Consider the following 16,585-nt stretch of genomic DNA (forward strand, 5'->3'; position numbering starts at 1 on the left):
AGCTAAAAATTACCATCATTTAACATTTTATTGTTGAAAACATTACCTTGATCTTTGCGCTTAGAAGACAGGTATTGTAAATACAACAACAATGCAACAATCCCCTTTTAATATTAAGGTTTTTCCTCATTAGCCGCAGGCTGCGCGGGCGCTGGTCATCCAGACTCAGGTTGCCTATCATAGAGGTTTAACCCCTGCGCAAGAGTCACCCGTGCACGAAATATTTAATATGCTGCTGGCGGTATTTGACCGGGCAGCGCTGATGCTGTTTTGTCTGTTTTTCCTGATTCGTATCCGCCTGTTTCGCGAACTGTTGCACAAGTCAGCTCACTCCCCGAAAGAGTTGCTCGCCGTCACCGCGATTTTCTCGATGTTTGCCCTGTTCAGTACCTGGTCCGGCGTACCGGTTGAAGGCTCACTGGTAAACGTACGTATTATCGCGGTCATGTCAGGGGGAATTTTGTTCGGTCCGTGGGTCGGCATCATTACGGGACTCATCGCCGGCACCCACCGCTACCTGATTGATATTGGCGGCGTAACCGCCCTACCCTGCTTTATTACCAGTATTCTGGCAGGCTGCATTGCCGGGTGGATCAACCGTAAGATCCCCAAAGCGCAACACTGGCGCGCAGGTATTTTAGGCGGAATGCTGTGCGAATCCCTGACCATGATCCTCGTCGTTGCCTGGGCGCCTACGACCGCGCTGGGGCTGGATATCGTCTCGAAAATCGGTATCCCGATGATCCTGGGCAGCGTCTGTATTGGTTTTATCGTCATGCTGGTTCAAAGCGTGGAGGGCGAGAAAGAAGCCAGCGCCGCGAAACAGGCCAAGCTGGCACTGGATATCGCCAACAAAACTCTGCCGCTTTTCCGTCACGTCAACAGCGAGTCGCTCCGCCAGGTGTGTGAAATTATTCGCCATGACATCCATGCAGACGCCGTCGCGATTACCAATACCCAGCACGTTCTGGCCTACGTTGGCGTGGGTGAACTGAATTACCGCGATAACGATGACTTCGTCAGCCCGACCACGCGACAGGCGATCAATTATGGAAAAATAATTATAAAAAACAATGATGAAGCACATCGGACACCGGAAATACACTCCATGCTGGTGATCCCGCTTTGGGAGAAAGGCGTTGTCACCGGCACGCTGAAGATCTACTACTGTCACGCTCACCAGATCACCTCCTCGCTACAGGAAATGGCCATCGGCCTGTCGCAAATTATCTCGACTCAGCTTGAGGTTTCTCGGGCGGAACAGCTACGCGAAATGGCAAATAAGGCAGAACTGCGGGCACTGCAGAGTAAATAAATCCCCATTTCCTGTTTAACGCCCTGAACGCTATTTCGTCGTCGGTGCGACTTAACCCGGACACCGCGCGCCAGCTCATTTTTAATTTGTCGCGTTATCTTCGCTATAATATTGAATTAAAAGATGATGAGCAGATCGACATCAAGAAAGAGCTGTACCAAATCAAGGATTACATCGCCATCGAACAGGCCCGTTTTGGCGACAAGCTAACGGTTATTTATGATATTGATGAAGAGGTAAGCTGTTATATTCCCAGCCTGCTGATTCAGCCGCTTGTCGAGAACGCCATTGTTCATGGTATTCAACCCTGCAAAGGGAAAGGCGTGGTGACCATCAGCGTTGCAGAGTGCGGAAATCGGGTACGAATTGCCGTGCGGGACACCGGTCATGGGATCGATCCGAAAGTGATTGAGCGGGTCGAATCCAATGAAATGCCGGGTAATAAAATTGGCCTGTTGAATGTCCATCATCGCGTTAAGCTGCTCTATGGCGAAGGATTACTGATCCGCCGTCTGGAGCCGGGCACAGAGATTGCCTTTTATGTGCCTAATCAGCACTCGCCCGCAGCCGCACCGGCCACATTATTGCTTTAACCAGGAGTGAAGTCGTGAAAGTCATCATTGTCGAAGATGAATTCCTGGCCCAACAGGAACTAAGCTGGCTGATAAAAGAGCACAGCCAGATGGAGATTGTCGGCACATTTGACGACGGTCTTGACGTGCTGAAATATCTCCAGCACAACCGCGTTGACGCTATTTTTCTGGATATCAATATTCCCTCGCTGGATGGTGTACTGTTGGCGCAAAACATCAGCCAGTTCGCGCATAAGCCCTTTATTGTGTTTATTACCGCGTGGAAAGAGCACGCTGTTGAAGCTTTCGAACTGGAAGCTTTTGACTATATTCTGAAACCGTATCAAGAATCGCGCATTGTTGGCATGCTACAAAAGCTGGAGACCGCCTGGCAACAGCAGCAAGCGGGAACCTCGCCAGCCAGCCCGGTGATCCGTGAAAACGATACGATCAACCTGATCAAAGATGAGCGGATCATCGTAACCCCGATCAACGACATCTACTACGCTGAAGCCCATGAAAAGATGACCTTCGTCTATACCCGGCGCGAGTCGTATGTGATGCCAATGAACATCACCGAATTTTGCAGCAAACTGCCTGCTTCGCATTTCTTCCGCTGCCACCGCTCATTCTGTGTGAATTTGAATAAAATTCGCGAGATCGAACCCTGGTTTAACAACACCTACATTCTGCGCTTAAAAGACCTGGAATTTGAAATCCCGGTGAGTCGGAGTAAAGTGAAAGAGTTCAGACAGTTAATGCACTTATAGCGCAGAGAAAGAGCAATGAAAGAGCCAGGCCTGCCCGCCGACCAACAGTTTTTTGCCGATCTGTTCAGCGGCCTGGTGTTAAATCCGCAGCGTCTGGGGCGCGTATGGTTCGCTACCCCGCGAACCACATTACCGACCGGCAGTTTATGTATTGACCTGCCCCGCCTGGATATCGTGCTGCGCGGAGAGTACAGCAACCAGCTGGAAAAACAGCAGCACAGCCTGGCGGAAGGCGACATGTTGTTCATCCCGGCGAAAGCGGCGAATTTACCAGGCAACGATAAACCGGTGATGCTCTTGAGCCTGGTATTTTCTCCAGCCTGGCTGGGCCTCTCTTTTTACGACAACCGAACCGCATCGCTGTTGCGTCCCGTACGTCGCATTGAGTTACCACATCCGCAGCGCGGTGAAGGCGAGGCGATGCTTACCGCATTGACCCATTTAAGCCGCTCACCTCAGGCCCAGGATATTATTCAACCGCTGGTGCTGAGTCTGCTGCACCTGTGCCGCAGCGTGGTAAACACCCGGCCTGATATAGCGCGCCCGCGCTCTGAATTTCTCTATCACAGCATATGTAATTGGGTCCAGGACAACTATGCCCAATCGCTGAGCCGGGAAAACGTAGCGCAGTTTTTTAATATCACGCCGAATCACTTATCAAAAATATTTACCCAGCATGGCACCATGGGATTTGTCGAGTACGTGCGGTGGGTGAGAATGGCGAAGGCGCGCATCATCTTACAGAAATATCATCTGTCGATTAGCGAAGTCGCACAGCGTTGCGGGTATCAGGACAGTGATTATTTTTGCCGCCTGTTCCGCCGTCAGTTTGGCCTGACGCCGGGCGAGTACGGCGCGCGTTTCCAGTCAGCACGTTGATTGAAACAACACCAACGCGTTAGTCATATCCACTTGTATCGTTGTAGAATAATGCCCCTTCGCACATAACGTGCAGGCTGACTCAACAAAGTGAATATTCGATGAAAAACAGACGTGCACTTTCCCTGATGTGTCTTCAGATGCTGGAATCAGGTGCGGATCGTCGGACCGTGAAAAGAGCGCTCACCGCCCGACGCGTAAAAGGTCGCCAGGCGGTAGTACTGCTCTGCAAACAAGAGATGACGTTATTAAGGGCCGGGAAACTGCCGATTCAACACACCATAAATTAATAATTTCTCTATCAGAAGCCTTTACACAGCCTGCAAGCGCCTCGCCGCAGGCTGGAAAGCGTTCCTCTCTGTAGAATTTAAAACGTCAGTTCCGCCTCCAGCAACGCCAGAATGCTTTCGGCATCGGTAGCGGCAAACAACGACTGGCGGAACTGCTTGTTCACCAGCTTACGCGCCAGCTGCGAGAAGACCTTCACGTGGTTAATGCCTTCATCGGCGCCCAGCGTCAGCATGATCACCAGTTCAACGTCGCCCATCTCGGACTGCCAGTCTATCGGCTGAGCAAGCCGGGCAATACTGATACTGGAATGGCTGATCCACTGGGATTTAGTATGTGGGATAGCAACCCCGAAACCTACGGCGGTAGTGACTATCTCTTCACGCTGCCAGACATCTTCCTCCAGCTCAAACGGATGTTCGGTGCGTCCATTTACCCCAAGATTGCCACATAAGAACTGGATCGCCTGCTCTTTGTTGGTAAGAGGCTCACCAACAAAAATATTCTCCAGCGCCAGTAGCGGGCGCACCTCTTTCTGTGGCGCAAACTGGTTCAGCAGATCTTCAATCTCCTGAGCGCTGCGACACTCGCAGGCCTGCATAGCGAGTTCGCGACACGCCTGGCTGTCCAGTTGACGAAGCTGGCTTTTCACTGCCGGAATCCGTGGGCTGCTCATACTTAGCTCGTCAAGCCCTAAGCCCAACAGCAGCGGCAAGTAACGTCCTTCGCCGCCCAGTTCTCCACAAATGCCCACCCATTTACCACGTTCGTGCGCCACGCGAACAATCTGCTGCAACATCCGCAAGAACGAGGGCGTAATCGGGTTGTACAGTGGCGACACGCGAGGATTATTGCGATCGACAGCGTACAGATACTGGGTCATATCATTTGAACCAATGCTGAAGAAATCCACCTCGTCGCAGAAGTGGTCGATGATGTAACACACCGAAGGTACTTCAACCATAATGCCCAATGAAATTGTCGGAGCATGACGTAAACCCTCCGCTTTCAGCTCCACCAGCGCTTTTTGCAATTCGCTTTTTACCCATAAAATCTGGTCGAGGCTGTGCACCATCGGGATCATCAACTGCGCATTACCGAAGGTTGCAGCGCGTAAAATGGCGCGCAACTGCGTGCGAAACAGCCCGGCAAACTCGGGATAAATCCGCACCGCGCGATAGCCCAGGAATGGGTTCTCTTCTTGCGGAATATTGAGATAGCGGATGTTCTTATCGCCACCAATATCCATCGTGCGAAAGATAACTGGCTTGTCGCCTGCGGCCAACAACACCTGCTGGTAGGCCTCAAACTGTTCCTGCTCGTCAGGAGCGCTGTCGCGATCCATAAACAGCATTTCTGTGCGAAACAACCCAATCCCTTCCGCGCCATTGGTAAACGCCCCCGGCGCTTCCAGCGCGGTGCCAATATTCGCTGCGACGTCAATTCGTTGATTATCTTTGGTTAACGCGGGCTGGGCGGCGTCAAGCGCTTGCCGACGCTGGCATTCGTCGGCAAGCTTCTGCGCAATCGCGTAGTAGCCGCGAACCGCCTCGTCTGGATTAATGGCCAGGACTCCACATCGGGCATCCAGGACTGCGGGTTGCCCGGCATAGCGGCTAATCGCTGCCAGCGGCAAGCCGCTAAGCACCGGAATCGCCGACGCCCGAGCGAGGATCAGCGTATGCGAGGTGCGCCCTGTTTTCTCAAGGATCATGCCTGACAGATGCTGCAAATCGAGACTCAAAAACTGACTGGGCGTCAGATCTTCAGCCACCAGAATCGTTGGCTTTTCCAGCACCAGCGCATGGCGCGGCCGCTTTTCAGGCCACGTAATATGTAGCAATTGTTCGCTGATATCACGGATGTCGCTGACGCGTTCACGCAGGTAATCGCTGCCGGAAGCCGACAGCTTGTCGCATACTTGCTCCATATTGGTAATAATCGCCGCCCCCAGCCCCAGATGCTGCTCCAGCATTAAGCGGCGAATATTCCCGGCAAACTCGTCGTCCTGAATCAGAGACAGATGCGCGCTGAGAATGGTTTTACTCTCACCATCGCGCTCACGCAGTTGCTGATTGAGCAGTTCCGCCAGCGTTGCCAGACTGTGCTCTAGCCTGGCGTTGTCTTCCGCACTCGCCGCAATCGCGCGATAGCTCTCCAGATTATCACTCTGCCACAGCGTGAGCTGACCTGCCCCCACGCCGCCTGCCAGCACAGTGCCATACAGCAAATCCGGGTTGAGCCGAATCAGCGAACGCGGCAACGGATGCGCCGCCAGTTCCGCCGCCCCTGGCTGAACGCTGTCGCTGTCGATAAACCGCTGCTGAATGTACTCCTCCAGCACCCGCCTGGCCTGCTCTTCATCCTGACCGGTGATGGTTAAGCTACAGCTGTCATTAAACAGCGTCCCGGTGCCAATCAGCGCCAGCGAGCTTTTCGCATCCGCTTTGGCGTTTTGACGATGGTTGAAAAACATCACCTCACTTTGCCACTGGCTGCACTGCTCTTTCAGCTCCCATGCTGGACGCGCATGCAGTCCATTGGGTAACGGGCAAAGAAATTGAATCGTTAGCATAACAACTCCTGATTAGCGCGAAATCAGCACCTGAAGTCCGTCAGATGAGCCACGGTTTCGCACGTAAGATGTGAAATAAGCGCCGACAACAACTGCTGCGTCTGGATGATGTCACGACAGTCGGCAATTGATGCCGCACAGTGCCCATACCGCGTAGCTGGCCCCATAACAACCGTCGGGATCCCCGTTCCGCTGACGTGTACGGCCCCGCCGTCTGTGCCGCCATTACTGAACATATCGAGCTGTAACGGGATGCCCGCATCAGTGGCTACACTTTCAATCCATGCCGTCAGCTTTGGCGGCGCAATCAGCGATTTATCGCTCAACACCAGCATCGGGCCTTTGCCGAGCTGTCGGTGGTTGGCCGCGCCATAATCAAAATTTTTCGCCCAGCAGGCTGTATCCAGCACGATCGCCACATCGGGCGCAACCGCACGCGCTGCCGTTTGCCCTCCGCGCAGTCCCACTTCTTCACTGGAACTGGCCACCAGCCACACCTCGCAAGGAAGGATGGCGTTATGCCATTCGCGCAACAGCGCTATCAGCAAATAGCATCCAAGTCGGTCATCAAAGGCTTTGCCCATGACGCGTTGGTGCGGCAAAACCTGAAAATTCGTATCAAAGGTGACGCGATCGCCTGGACATACGCCGGCCTGAAGTACTTCGTCATAAGACCGCGCGCCAATATCCACCCGCAGCGCATTCACCTCATTGCCACTGCGCTCTCCGTCGAGCAGCCCCGGGATTTTGCTCTCTTCTCGGGTGGTAATCCGCACTGGCTGCAACTGTCTGGCCGCCATACGCACATTTCCCACCGGCAAGACATCGATCGCCCCTTCCCTGGAAATACTGCGCACAATAAATCCCACTTCATCCATATGCGCGCAGATCATTACCTTCGGACCGGTTGATTCATTCAGGCGGATCAACACCGATCCCAACCCATCGAAGCGCACTTCTTTGTGCAGACGATCTGCTTCTTCGAGCAAGATCTGTCGCACCTCCTGTTCTGAGGAGGCGATCGCATCAGCCTCGCTCAGCGCTTTCAGTAGCGATAAGTCCATCACGCCCCTCCCGTGTGTAACAATGTTTTCGCCATGGTGTAGAGCACCTCGCCGCCGTCTGGCGTAACCAGCACCACGTCCTCGATACGCACTCCGCCCTGCCCCAGCAGATAAATACCTGGTTCAACGGTGAGCAGCATTCCCGCCGCCAGAGGCGTCTCATCGGTAGGGGAAAAACGTGGGTTCTCATGGACTTCAATGCCGATAGCGTGTCCGGTATTGTGACCAAACGCATTACCATAGCCCGCCTGTGTAATAACTTGCCTGGCTGCGGCGTCCACCTCATTGCAACGCGCGCCAGGTCGAATTGCCGCTACCGCCGCCAGTTGCGCTTCCAGGACAACCTGATAAATCGAAAATAGCGCACTGTCTTCTGCTGGTTGCCTGGCGTCAGGTATGCGAAACGTTCGCGTCATATCCGAACAATACCCCTGATACTGTGCGCCAAAATCCAGCGTAATGAATTCACCTGCTGCAACCCGTTTATCGCTGGCTTTACCATGCGGCAGCGCGCCGCGCCAGCCGCTGGCGACAATGGTGTCAAAAGAAGCTTTGTCTGCGCCAAGCGTGCGCATAAACCACTCCAGTTCGGCGGCAATCTCGCGCTCACTCAGACCGGGTTGAATAAACCGCCGTATATGTTCAGCGCTGAGGTCGGCAATCCGACAGGCTTCACGGATACAGGCTATTTCCTGGGCCGTTTTCACCTGCCGAAGCACGTCCGGCACGGCGCTGACCAGCCGTCCATGCAGTTTGCCTGCCCAGGCCTGTGCCGTTTCCCAGCTTACCTGCTCGCCTTCGAACCCCACCGTCTGCAGCTTCTCGTCAGCAATGATGTGATTCACCCGCGAATACAACGTCTGTGTGCCATCGAGGAGATGGATCTGGTAGCCCTGGGTACGCGTAGCGACATCGGTGTAATAACGGGCATCGACCAGGATATGCGCGCTGTCATGGCTGATAAACACATACCCTGAACTGCTGGAGATCCCCATATGCGGCTGTTTATTCTGCCGCGATGACAGCAGCATCGCATCGAGATGTTGCGCCGTTAACCAGTCACGCAGCGAGGCAAGTAAGCTCATGGTTACAATCCTTTTGATCAGAGGCTTTCAATCAGCAATTTGCCTTTGCGGTACATCAGATGGCGCAGGAACACCACCATCAGCGCCGTAATCACCGCACCTAACAGGATCCCTGCCATATAGACACCGAGATTGGTCACCAGCGGCCATGCCCAGATAGCCGACTCAGGGAACCATTGCACCGCACCCAGCCAGACGGCAGCCGTCGATCCGACAATGGCACCAACCATGTAAGAGGGAATTGCCGTGATGGGGCTTTCCAGCGCAAACGGGATAGCCCCTTCGCTGATGCCCATAAATGCGAGGAACATTGCCGTTTTTCCCTGCGGGTAGAGCTGGGCGCTGAACAGACGTTTCCCCGTTAAGCGACGGTCAAGCAGTGTTGCCAGCCCGAGGCCAATCGGCGGAATCACAATCGCAATAGAGCGCGCGGTGACCGGCAGAACGTGATCGGTGGTAAAGCTGAAGGCGACAAATCCAGCGGCTTTATTAATCGGCCCGCCGAGGTCAATCGCTGTGGCCGCGGAAATCCCCATCGCATACATCAGCGTCCCTTTCTCTCCTGCTGCGGTCAGCAGAGTACGAATTCCACCGTTGATCCAGCCGCCAAACGGCGTGATTGCGTAATACATCGCCAGCATGACGAAAATGGCGGAGAGAATGGGTAGCAAGAAGGTGGTTTTGAACGCCAGCAGGAAATCAGGGAGCTGAATTTTTTGGTTCATCCACTTCACCAGATATCCGGCAACGATCGAGATAATGAGCGCGCCAATAAAGGTGGAAGGCACGGGAGCACTGGTTACCCATTGCAGCGTCGATGGGTCAAAATTCAGCATCTGGGTAGGCTGAGTAGACATCAGCCCACCGATGAACCCCGCCGGAAACGCCAGTTTGCCGCCAATCGAATTGGCAACGAACGCGGCAAACATCGGAATAGCAAAACCAAACAGCACGCCGCCAAAAGATTGCGACAACCAGGCAAACTTCAGTAATGAGAGATTAAAACCGGTAAATTTTCCGCTGTTCAACGCATCCATGATGCCCGTGTCAGCAGGAATATCGAGCCAGCTATAAGCGATCAGTTGCGAGAAGGCGAGAATTACCCCGCCCATAATCAATGTCGGCACCATGCGTGAAATACCCGACATCACATGTTGCGGAAGTTCGCCCCAGAAGCTGTTGCGGGAGGCCGGTGGATTTTTTATTGCCGCTGTCGCACCAGATGCGCCTGGCACAACGGTTGCACTGCGTTTTTTAATGGCCATACGTAGTTCCCTGTCGATGATTATTGTTGTTCAGCGGCAACCATCTCTTCGATCTCTTTAATGATGCCGGCCGCATTTTTTATCGCGTCCTGTAGCGTAATTTCGTAGACGTCACGCGACTCGAAACGCTCGTTATCTTCCGGGGTAACGGCAACTGAATGGATGATTAACGTCGCCTCAGCGATATCCTGCGCCGTCAGTCGATTTTGAATTCCGTCAGCGCCCTGAGTTTCGATTTTCACTTCATAACCGGCTTCAACCGCCGCTTCTTCCAGCGCCTGCGCCGCCATAAAGGTGTGAGCCAGCCCCATTGGGCACGCACAAACAGCAATCAATTTTTTGCTCATATTCATTTCCTCGTAATAGTTAACGAGAGAAATTATGGTCCGAGGCAAGTAGCGACCGTTATCAGACAAATAATGCTTTTACTGGACATATAATCCAGCAATCAGGAAGTGTGACGAAGGTCGGAAAGCTGGGCGGCAGGCATAAAAAAACCGCGTCAGAAGCGTAATGCTTGTCAGTTAATCATTATGGAGAACATGTGATTGCGACTCAGGGTTCCGTTCACTTCAGCTTTTCACTTTTCTGAAGCACAGGTACCCGTGAACGTGCAAGGGAGGCTCACCGCCGCCTCCCTTGCAACCCAGGCTCCCGGCGGGAAAATTGCCGACGTGTTTCCGTAAGGCCGGGAGAGCCAGCATGGATGCTGGCTCAGGGCGCGCTTTGCAAGGACGCTACCTCGCGCCCGGCCCGGTAGCCTGGAGGAATAAGCGGAGGGAACCACGAAGTGGCAATTTTCCCGCCGGGAGCCGGGATTGTTAAGGGTACGGCGATAGTACCCTTAACACGTTCACTGGGAGTAATCGTTTCAGAGAAGTGAAAAACATAAGGTGAACGTAACAAATACCGGGGGCAACAAATTCATTACCTCCGGATATGCCGCTCTTAGCTATAGTTACGACGATTGCTCGTCGTTAACTGATCGTCATTACGTCAGAAGCGCGGTTTAGTGGGAATACAGGCCGGATGATTGCTAAATACCATCCGACATTGGCCTTACAAAATATGCCCCAGCGTCTGACGCAGATGTGCGCCAGAACCAAGCAGGCCCGGATTATCATGCACAATCAGATACACCGGAATATCCTGAACGTAGGCTTTAAAACGTCCTTTATCTTCAAACCCACCGCGGAAACCGGAAGCTTTAAAGAATTCAAGGAAGCGCGGCACGATCCCGCCAGCGATGTACACGCCGCCAAACGTGCCCAGCGTTAACGCCAGATCGCCGCCAAAGCGGCCCATAATCACACAGAACAGCGACAGCGCGCGGCGGCAGTCGATACAGGAATCTTCCAGCGCACGGGCGGTGATATCCTTCGGCTGCAGATTTTCCGGCAGGCGGCCGTCTGATTTGACGATGGCGCGATACAGGTTCACCAGTCCGGGTCCTGAGAGCACACGCTCAGCAGAAACATGACCGATTTCCGCACGCAGAACCTCAAGGATAATCCCCTCTTCTTCGCTGTTAGGCGCAAAATCCACGTGCCCGCCTTCACCCGGCAGACTTACCCAGCGTTTATCAACATGCACCAGATGCGCCACGCCGAGGCCAGTTCCCGCGCCATACACCGCAATCGGTTTGCCTTCGACAGGTTCCGCGCCGCCAAACTGGATCAAATGCTCTTTTTTCAGCATGGGGATTGCCATCGACACGGCGGTGAAATCATTGATGATTTCCAGATGGCTAAAGCCCAGATTTTTTTTCATCTCAGCAATAGAGAATGCCCAGGTATGGTTGGTCATTGCCACCCAGTCGCCGGTGATCGGACAGGCAATGGCAATGCAACCATCTTCGACGCTGACGCTATGCTCATCCAGGTACACGCGCACCACAGCCTCCAGACTGGGGTAATCCAGCCCGGAATAGGTTTTTGCCTGCGAAATCTCGCCACTGGCAATGTCGCACAGAGCAAGACGTGCGTTGGTGCCGCCAACATCACCTACTAAAGCATATTTTGTCATTCTTCCACTGCTCCGCTAAAGTCAGAATAAATCTTTGCCACACTGTAAATTCATGGGGGCATAACAACAACGGCCTGAAGGCTGATGCCCGTAGAAAATCGATCCAGATCACACAATTACTTTATCGTTTCAGCACCATTTGCAGCGATGCAGTCGCGCAGGCTGTGCAAACTATATCTATGACTCTGTTTGAAGGAATTGAAAATGCTCCATCCGCGAGCCAGAACGATGCTTTTGCTATCAACTCCCGCGATAATCATTGGCATAGCGTCCAGCCTGGTGTTGATCGTTGTGATGAAAGTCGCTTCCGTTTTACAGCAATTTTTATGGGAGCGTCTGCCGATTAGCATCGGAATTGCCCAGGACTCTCCGCTGTGGATCATCGGTATGCTCACGTTAACCGGACTGATGGTCGGGCTTGTCATCCGCTACAGCCGGGGCCACGCTGGCCCGGATCCGGCTTGTGAACCGTTAATCGGAATGCCGGTGGCCGTTTCGGCGCTGCCAGGCCTGCTGGCGGCGCTAATCCTCGGTCTGGCGGGTGGCGTCAGTTTAGGGCCGGAACATCCCATCATGACCGTGAATATCGCCCTCGCAGTGGCGCTTGGCAGCCGCCTCTTTCCGCGCATTGCTAAGCTGGACTGGACCATTCTCGCCTCTGCCGGCACCATCGGGGCGTTATTTGGTACTCCCGTGGCCGCCGCGTTGGTGTTTTCGCAAACGCTGAATAGCTCGAACGATGTTCCTTTGTGGGATCGCCTGTTTGCGCCGTTAATGGCCGCCGCCGCAGGTTCACTGACCACCAGCCTGTTCTTTCATCCCCATTTTTCACTGCCCATCGCGCACTATACGCAAATGCATCTGATCGATATCCTCAGCGGTGCGGTCGTTGCTGCTATCGCCATTGCCGCGGGCATGGTGGCCGTCTGGTGTCTACCGCGCTTGCATCATTTAATACATCGGCTTAAACACCCGGTACTGATCCTTGGGGTTGGCGGTTTTATTCTCGGTATTTTGGGTGTAATTGGCGGACCGCTTACCTTATTTAAGGGACTGGATGAAATGCAGCAAATGGCGTTTAGCCAGACGCTGGGGACAACGGATTATTTGCTGCTTGCCGTGATCAAACTGGCGGCATTGGTGGTCGCAGCAGCGAGCGGTTTTCGCGGCGGGCGAATTTTTCCGGCGGTCTTCGTGGGCGTCGCGCTGGGTCTGATGCTGCACGCCCATGTTGAAGCCGTTCCGGCAGCCATCACGGTCTCCTGCGCGATTCTCGGGCTGGTGCTGGTCGTTACCCGCGACGCGTGGTTGAGCCTGTTTATGGCGGCAGTCGTGGTGCCAGACACCACTCTGCTGCCGCTGCTTTGCGTCGTTATGCTCCCCGCCTGGCTTTTATTGGCCGGAAAACCAATGATGATCGCCAGCCGTCCCGAGGAGTAGCTATCCTCCGTTGCGAGATTCCAGCGCACGGGTCACCGTGCGCAATAACTCAGGAAGATCGGCTTTCGGTAACACCACTTCAATTAATGACAATCGTTGCGGACGGGACAGCCGGGCCAGCACTTCCTCCAGTTGGACCGCCTGCTTCACTCGCCAGCATTCCGCCTGACATTCATGACTTAACGCCTGCGGCACCTGCGTCCAGTTCCATTCGGCGATGTCGTTATAACGCTGATTTGCCCCGTGAATAGCCCGCTCCACGGTATAGCCGTCATTGTTAAGCAGTAAAATCACCGGTGATTGCCCGTCCCTGAGCATGGAGCCCAGTTCCTGGATAGTGAGTTGCGCTGCACCATCGCCAATAATCAGGATCACCCGGCGGTCCGGGCAGGCCGTTTGCGCGCCAAATGCCGCCGGGAGCGCGTAGCCGATGGAACCCCACAGCGGTTGGACCAGGACTTCCGCACCGCTGGGTAGCGAGAGCGCTGCCGCACCAAATGCCGCCGTTCCCTGGTCGACGAGGATGATGTCATCGGACGCGAGATAGTGTTGCACCGTTTGCCAGAAATTTTCCTGGGTCAGCAGCCCCTTCTCAACCTGGATACGCCCAACTGGCGGGCGTTCGGGCGGCAGTGAAAACGACATCTCCAGACACAACTCGCGTAACGTGGTGACGGCTTGTTCCATCGGAACATTAAACCATTGGGTACCAACACGTGACGCATGGGGCTGAACGTCAATCGTGCGCTCCGGTGGTAACCGTTGCGTAAACCCAGCGGTCAGGGTGTCGACAAATTGTGTACCGACACAAATAATCGTATCGGCATCTTCAATGGCCTGGCGCACATAGTCGCTACTGGCTCCGGCGCTGTACGTACCGACAAACGCCGGGTGACGCTCATCAAATAACCCTTTCCCCATCAACAGCGTGGCGTGAGCCATCGGCGTTTCCGCCATCCAACGCTGCAATACAGGCTGTAAGCCAAAACGCTGCGCGAGAAAGTCGGCCAGCAGCGCTACGCGCGGACTGTCCAATAGCCGCTCGCGGGCATAATAGCGAAACGCTTCCGCCACGCTGCTTTCCGGTTCGCTCAGAGGAATAATCAGGGCGTCATTCGGCGGCGTGGCGGGCTGTTTTGCCACATCAGCAGGCAACATCAGGTAGCCCGGCCTGCGCTCAGTTAACATCGCCCGCAGCACGCGATCAATTTCATAGCAGGCGTTTTGTTCATCCAGCACTGCGCTGGCCGTCGTTACAGCCTGCTGCATACGGTAAAAATGCTGAAAGTCACCGTCGCCAAGGGTGTGATGCATCAGTTCCCCACGACGCTGCGCACCGCGACAGGGCGCGCCGACAATATGCAAAACAGGAACATATTCCGCATAGCTTCCCGCGATACCGTTGATCGCACTTAACTCCCCCACGCCAAACGTGGTGAGCAAAGCTCCCGCCCCTGCCACCCGGGCATAGCCATCCGCAGCATAAGCCGCATTTAATTCGTTCGCACACCCGACCCAACGTACGCTGGGATGTTCAATCACGTGGTCAAGAAACTGCAAATTATAATCGCCAGGCACACCAAAGAGGTGGCCGACGCCACAGTCTGCCAGCCTGTCCAGCAGATAATCAGCAACGGAATATTGGGTTTGCATGACAGCTATCCTTCTGACGGTAACCTCAATGTTGAGTATCGAAGAACTGTGATGACTGTCCAGGGGAGTTGTTGTGAAGGGGGTGGAAAGCAAGATGTACAGTTTTGACGATTAAAAATTCATTACAGTCTGCTTTGTGTAAACGTATACACTCAATGACACACGTTATCCAACAGGAGGCTACATGGTTTATCAGGCTGATGAAAATCGCTATCAAACAATGGAGTATCGCCGCTGCGGCCAGAGTGGCCTCAGGTTGCCGATTGTCTCTTTGGGTTTGTGGCATAATTTTGGTGATGCCACGCAGGTAGAGAACAGTCGGGCGCTGTTACAGCGCGCATTCGATCTGGGAATTACTCATTTTGACCTGGCGAATAACTATGGCCCGCCGCCGGGCTCAGCGGAGCGAAATTTTGGCCGCATTCTGCAGGAAGATTTTTTACCGTGGCGGGATGAGCTGATCATCTCCACCAAAGCGGGCTACACCATGTGGGAGGGGCCCTACGGCGACTGGGGATCGCGCAAGTACCTGATTGCCAGCCTCGATCAAAGCCTCAAACGCCTGGGGCTGGAGTATGTTGATATCTTCTATCATCACCGGCCCGATCCTGAAACGCCGCTCAGAGAAACCATGCGCGCGCTGGATCATATTGTCCGTCAGGGGAAAGCGCTGTACGTCGGGCTGTCTAACTATCCGGCTGAGCTTGCCAGGCAGGCGATTGAAATACTCGACGATTTAGGCACCCCCTGCCTTATCCACCAGCCTAAATATTCCCTGTTTGAACGTTGGGTCGAAAGTGGCCTGCTGTCGCTGTTACAGGAAAAGGGTGTTGGCAGTATCGCCTTCTCACCGCTGGCGGGTGGGCAATTAACCGACCGCTACCTGAACGGTATTCCTGCGGACTCGCGCGCGGCAAGCTCCAGCCGTTTTCTTAACCCGGACCAGTTAACGCCACAAAAACTGGAAAAGGTCCGTGCGCTGAACGCGCTCGCAGAACGCCGGGGACAAAAACTTTCTCAAATGGCGCTCGCGTGGGTATTACGGGAAGACAAGATCACCTCCGTGCTGATAGGCGCCAGTAAACCCGCGCAAATTGAAGACGCCGTTGGCATGCTGGCAAACCGGCATTTCTCTGCCGAAGAGTGCGCTGAGATTGATGCCATTCTGAGCTGATTGAAATAAAGACACATTTATTAACAAAAAGTGCTCTCGCTCGCGATTTAAGAGTTAAGGCGATGAAACGGGGCTTTACTGCCCCGTAATATTACGTTAACAGGCCGGCTACGGCTCGATCGTGAAGGAGAGTAAACATGTTCAGGTCACTGATTCTGGCGGCAGTCTTATTGGCTTTTACCCCGCTGGCCGCGAACGCTGGCGAAATCACCCTGCTGCCATCAATAAAATTGCAAATTGGCGATCGCGATAATTACGGTAACTACTGGGATGGCGGCCGCTGGCGCGACCGGGATTACTGGCATCATAACTATGAGTGGCGCAAAAATCGTTGGTGGCGTCATGATAACGGCTATCATCGTGGCTGGGATAAACGTAAAGCTTATGAGCGCGGCTATCGCGAAGGCTGGAATGACCGTGACGACCATCGCGGTCGCGGGCGCGGTCACAAACATCATCATTAATGTAACAAAAGAGCCT

13 protein-coding genes and 1 pseudogene are annotated in these 16,585 nt (G+C 54.0%); 7 read left to right on the forward strand and 7 right to left on the reverse strand.

Features of this window, described 5'->3' with window-relative positions:
• Nucleotides 1–211 precede the first annotated feature (211 nt).
• The 4 genes and pseudogenes from OGV69_RS21770 (at nucleotide 212) to OGV69_RS21785 (ending at nucleotide 3,826) form a co-directional block, all read left to right on the forward strand.
• Nucleotides 212–1,908: pseudogene (locus tag OGV69_RS21770) on the forward strand (LytS/YhcK type 5TM receptor domain-containing protein).
• Nucleotides 1,909–1,922: 14 nt separating this feature from the next.
• Nucleotides 1,923–2,657, forward strand: a complete 735-nt coding sequence (ypdB, locus tag OGV69_RS21775; RefSeq protein ID WP_038642424.1) for a two-component system response regulator YpdB — start codon at nucleotides 1,923–1,925, stop codon at nucleotides 2,655–2,657.
• A 15-nt stretch (nucleotides 2,658–2,672) separates the two neighbouring features.
• Nucleotides 2,673–3,536: an AraC family transcriptional regulator gene (locus OGV69_RS21780; protein WP_038642425.1), complete on the forward strand. Its 864-nt coding sequence runs from the start codon at nucleotides 2,673–2,675 to the stop codon at nucleotides 3,534–3,536.
• A gap of 101 nt (nucleotides 3,537–3,637) precedes the next feature.
• Nucleotides 3,638–3,826 carry a hypothetical protein gene (locus OGV69_RS21785; protein ID WP_071888160.1) on the forward strand — a complete coding sequence of 63 codons (189 nt, stop codon included), beginning with the start codon at nucleotides 3,638–3,640 and terminating at the stop codon, nucleotides 3,824–3,826.
• A gap of 77 nt (nucleotides 3,827–3,903) precedes the next feature.
• On the opposite strand, the gene ptsP is transcribed toward OGV69_RS21785, so the two are convergent.
• From ptsP to glk, 6 genes are all read right to left on the reverse strand, one after another.
• Nucleotides 3,904–6,399 (reverse strand): phosphoenolpyruvate--protein phosphotransferase, encoded by a 2,496-nt coding sequence (gene ptsP / locus OGV69_RS21790; protein ID WP_069324514.1) that lies wholly within the window; start codon nucleotides 6,397–6,399, stop codon nucleotides 3,904–3,906.
• 23 nt (nucleotides 6,400–6,422) lie between these two features.
• Entirely contained in the window at nucleotides 6,423–7,463 is a 1,041-nt protein-coding gene (gene ypdE, locus OGV69_RS21795; RefSeq protein ID WP_069324513.1) for an aminopeptidase, read from the reverse strand.
• Nucleotides 7,463–8,548 carry an aminopeptidase gene (gene ypdF, locus OGV69_RS21800; RefSeq protein ID WP_069324512.1) on the reverse strand — a complete coding sequence of 362 codons (1,086 nt, stop codon included), beginning with the start codon at nucleotides 8,546–8,548 and terminating at the stop codon, nucleotides 7,463–7,465. Before ypdF ends, ypdE begins: the two co-directional genes overlap by 1 nt.
• Before the next feature lie 17 nt (nucleotides 8,549–8,565).
• A complete protein-coding gene (locus OGV69_RS21805; protein ID WP_069324511.1) occupies nucleotides 8,566–9,813 on the reverse strand; it encodes a PTS fructose transporter subunit IIC in 1,248 nt (415 codons plus the stop codon).
• A gap of 20 nt (nucleotides 9,814–9,833) precedes the next feature.
• Nucleotides 9,834–10,160 carry a PTS fructose transporter subunit IIB gene (locus OGV69_RS21810; protein ID WP_003028254.1) on the reverse strand — a complete coding sequence of 109 codons (327 nt, stop codon included), beginning with the start codon at nucleotides 10,158–10,160 and terminating at the stop codon, nucleotides 9,834–9,836.
• A 712-nt stretch (nucleotides 10,161–10,872) separates the two neighbouring features.
• A complete protein-coding gene (gene glk, locus OGV69_RS21815) occupies nucleotides 10,873–11,838 on the reverse strand; it encodes a glucokinase (protein ID WP_038642435.1) in 966 nt (321 codons plus the stop codon).
• Nucleotides 11,839–12,042: 204 nt separating this feature from the next.
• On the opposite strand from glk, the gene OGV69_RS21820 reads away from it, so the two are divergent.
• Nucleotides 12,043–13,278 (forward strand): ion channel protein, encoded by a 1,236-nt coding sequence (locus OGV69_RS21820; protein WP_069324510.1) that lies wholly within the window; start codon nucleotides 12,043–12,045, stop codon nucleotides 13,276–13,278.
• On the opposite strand, the gene OGV69_RS21825 is transcribed toward OGV69_RS21820, so the two are convergent.
• Complete coding sequence (locus tag OGV69_RS21825; RefSeq protein ID WP_069324509.1) at nucleotides 13,279–14,931, reverse strand: alpha-keto acid decarboxylase family protein; 1,653 nt, start codon at nucleotides 14,929–14,931, stop codon at nucleotides 13,279–13,281.
• Nucleotides 14,932–15,115: 184 nt separating this feature from the next.
• Here OGV69_RS21825 and mgrA point away from each other — a divergent pair, with 184 nt between their 5' ends.
• The gene (mgrA, locus tag OGV69_RS21830) at nucleotides 15,116–16,105 is read left to right on the forward strand and encodes an L-glyceraldehyde 3-phosphate reductase (RefSeq protein ID WP_069324508.1); all 990 of its coding nucleotides are present in this window, start codon (nucleotides 15,116–15,118) and stop codon (nucleotides 16,103–16,105) included.
• A gap of 137 nt (nucleotides 16,106–16,242) precedes the next feature.
• Complete coding sequence (ypeC, locus tag OGV69_RS21835; RefSeq protein ID WP_003834889.1) at nucleotides 16,243–16,569, forward strand: DUF2502 domain-containing protein YpeC; 327 nt, start codon at nucleotides 16,243–16,245, stop codon at nucleotides 16,567–16,569.
• Nucleotides 16,570–16,585: the final 16 nt, after the last annotated feature.

Origin of the sequence: Citrobacter sp. Cc139, assembly GCF_030334645.1 — a bacterium.
In the GTDB taxonomy this organism is placed as follows: Bacteria; Pseudomonadota; Gammaproteobacteria; order Enterobacterales; family Enterobacteriaceae; genus Citrobacter; species Citrobacter werkmanii.